Below are 2,555 nucleotides of genomic sequence, written 5' to 3'. Positions count from 1 at the left end.
TCCTTGAAGAAGTCCGGCGGGATGCCCTCGCCGTCGAGCATCCCCGAGCCGATGTCGGGGTTGGCCGTGGTGTTAATCTTGAACGTAAAATAGAAAGCCGGATCGGTCAAGAGCCGCGGCAGCCCGTCCTCGACGCGCACCCCGGTCATCCCCCGCACCTGCGAGATGAAGGGCCGCGGCACCTCGATGATGTCGGCGTCGCCGCCCTGGAGCAGGAGCTTGCGCGTCGAAAACTCAGGAATCGAGAGCACGAGAACCCGCTCGAAAGCGATGGACTTGCGCCAGTAGCCGGCGTGCTTTTTCAGATAGAGCCGGCGCCCGGTGCGGTCCCAGCGCTCGAGCATGAGCGGGCCCGTCCCGTTCATGTGGTCGTAGAAGTGGCTCGCGTCCTTCTCCGGGTCGTTGTACTTTTTCCAGGTCTCGCCGCCGCCGTCCCAGTCGCCGTTTTTCGCCGCCCAGTCCCTGCTCATGACGTAGGACCAGCGCGCCATGATCGAGAGAAACGGCCCGAACGGCGTCGGCAAGGTCACCACCACGTTATCGCCCTCGACGCGCACCGCCTTCTCGACGTCTTCGAACTTCACATTGATCTTCCCGTCACGCCCCCGCGTGCTGGTAACGCCGAGGATCGGCTCCAACAGCAAAGACGACGGCCCGCCCGAGCGGTCGGTCAGCAGGAAGCGCATGAGCGAGTAGCGCACGTCTTCGGGCGTCATCTCCGCGCCGTCCTGGAAGCGCACGCCTTTGCGGATGGGGAAGGTGTAGCGGCGGCCGTCCTTCGAGATCAGCCCGTTCTCGATGCTCGGCACCTTCGTCGCCAAGAGCGGCACGAAGCGGTCGTTGCGGTCGCGGTCGAAGGCGATGAGGGTCTCGTAGACATTGAAGATGGTCCCCTGGCTCACCGCGTCGTACGGATAGACGGGATCGAGGTTCGTTATCTCGCCGGTCGCGGCATAGGTAAACAGGTTCGGATCGGCCTTCTTCACGCAGGCCGCGAACAGGAGCGCCGCGGCGACGGGGAGCAGGAGCTTTTTCACGGGACCTCCACGATCTTGCTGGGGGATTTTCCGCCCTTGATGATGCGGATGCGGCCGGGCGCCACACCCAGGATTTTACCGAGGAGCGCCAGACAGGCCTTGTTGGCCCGTCCGCGCTCGGCGGGCGCCTTGGTCCATATCTCGTAGCAGTCCTCGGCCTTGCGCCGCACGTCTTCCTTCTTGGCGTCCGGGTGCACGCGCAGCTTGATCAGCATCCTCCAGATGATAGAAAACTATGGGCTCACGACGGAGGCGTAGGTGATGGCGATGAAGACGTAGCGCAAGAACTTGCCGAGGGCGACGCAAGCCAAAGTCGGGAGCGCGGGGGAGCGAAAGAACCCGAGCGCGATGACGCAGGGGTCGCCGATAAAGGGAAACCAGGCGATGAGCCCGAGGTACGGACCCCACTTCTGCACCTTCGTCTCCAGGGCGAGGATTTTCTTTTTGGGAATGCGAAGCCACTTCTCGATTCCGCTTAAGTGGCCGAACCGGCCGAGGTAGTAGCAGGTCAGGGCGCCGAGGAAGTTGCCGAGCGTCGCCCAGAATATCGCGGCGGCGAAGGAGCCGCCGTCGTTTATGACGATGAGAAACACCGCCTCCGAGCCGCCGGGCAGGATGGTGGCGGCCGCGAACGAGACCCAGAACAGCCCGGAGTACACCTAGTTCCGGGGTTTCTTGAGCAGGGACTTGAAGCGGTCGAAGATCGACTCCTCTTTGTAGTCCTTGAACTCGCCGGCGTCGAAGAACACGCCGTGGCAGGACGAGCAGGCCTCGTACCAGATGTGGGGCTGCTCGCAGTCGACCATCTTGATCATCGACACGCCCTTGCACTTAGGGCAGTTGTAGACGTCCTTGGCGTTGAACTCCTTGCCGATCGACTTGTCGCCGATGTCGAGCGACTCGGAGCCGGCGAGGAGCTTGAGCTCCTCCTGCTCAAGCATGTCGAACCACAGCCCGCGGCAGCCGGAGCAGCGCTCGATCCCGACGTTCTCGTGTTTGACGGTCTCCATCACGCAGTCGCACTTGGGGCATCGCATGGCCGTCCTCCGCTAAATCAGGTTCGGGGCGCCCGGACTTGAACCGGGAACCTCCTGCTCCCAAAGCAGGCGCTCTGCCAATTGAGCTACGCCCCGTTTTCGGCGTTCGATATCGAGGCGATCATCCGCCTCAAACGGGACTGCGCGCCTCGATGGCCTCACCCGCATTCAACCGTATTCCTGATAGGCGCGGCTGCCCCGTCTGCGTCGTTATGATACGAAACAATTATCCGGCTCGAACATTCGGCCTTGGGCCGCCGGCGCACGCGGCACCGCTCAGCTGCCGACCCGGACGCCGGCCACTTCACCGGTCGCGCAGTCGATGTAGACCTGCGCGTGGAAGTCCGCCTGCAGGGCCGGCGGATCCGTCTGCGGGAGCACGAAGGTCACGACCCTCCGACCCTTCTCGATCTTCACTTCTATAGGCGTATCCGCGGGATAGCTCACCTTGCCCTTGACGGCGTTGCGGGCGATATCGATC

General features: G+C 63.2%; 5 protein-coding genes and 1 tRNA gene. All 6 read right to left on the bottom strand.

The window, feature by feature from the left end; genetic code table 11:
- The coding region (locus tag KKA81_16330; protein ID MBU2652494.1) for an ABC transporter substrate-binding protein at nt 1-1,037 on the bottom strand (1,037 nt) is incomplete at its 3' end.
- The gene (locus tag KKA81_16325) at nt 1,034-1,252 is read right to left on the bottom strand and encodes a DUF167 domain-containing protein (GenBank protein MBU2652493.1); all 219 of its coding nucleotides are present in this window, start codon (nt 1,250-1,252) and stop codon (nt 1,034-1,036) included. The genes KKA81_16330 and KKA81_16325, both read right to left, overlap by 4 nt.
- An 18-nt stretch (nt 1,253-1,270) precedes the next feature.
- On the bottom strand, nt 1,271-1,696 hold the full coding sequence (locus tag KKA81_16320; protein ID MBU2652492.1) for a DedA family protein: 426 nt from the start codon (nt 1,694-1,696) through the stop codon (nt 1,271-1,273).
- Nucleotides 1,697-2,074, bottom strand: coding sequence for a zf-TFIIB domain-containing protein (locus KKA81_16315; GenBank protein ID MBU2652491.1), 378 nt, complete (start codon nt 2,072-2,074; stop codon nt 1,697-1,699).
- Between the two features lie 23 nt (nt 2,075-2,097).
- Nucleotides 2,098-2,170, bottom strand: a tRNA-Pro gene (locus KKA81_16310).
- 180 nt (nt 2,171-2,350) lie between these two features.
- Nucleotides 2,351-2,555, bottom strand: a 205-nt coding sequence (locus tag KKA81_16305; protein MBU2652490.1) for a hypothetical protein, incomplete at its 5' end; no start/stop codon positions are given.

It is taken from the genome of Bacteroidota bacterium (assembly GCA_018831055.1).
Classification (GTDB): domain Bacteria; phylum Bacteroidota; class Bacteroidia; order Bacteroidales; family B18-G4; genus M55B132.
Note: the sequence above shows the minus strand (reverse complement) of the source record. Positions and strands in the feature narration are given on the sequence as shown.

What these genes read in the sequence shown, in the direction of transcription:
- KKA81_16325 (MBU2652493.1), bottom strand. Translation starts at nt 1,252, where the DNA reads ATGCTGATCAAGCTGCGCGTGCACCCGGACGCCAAGAAGGAAGACGTG.
- KKA81_16315 (MBU2652491.1), bottom strand. Translation starts at nt 2,074, where the DNA reads ATGCGATGCCCCAAGTGCGACTGCGTGATGGAGACCGTCAAACACGAG.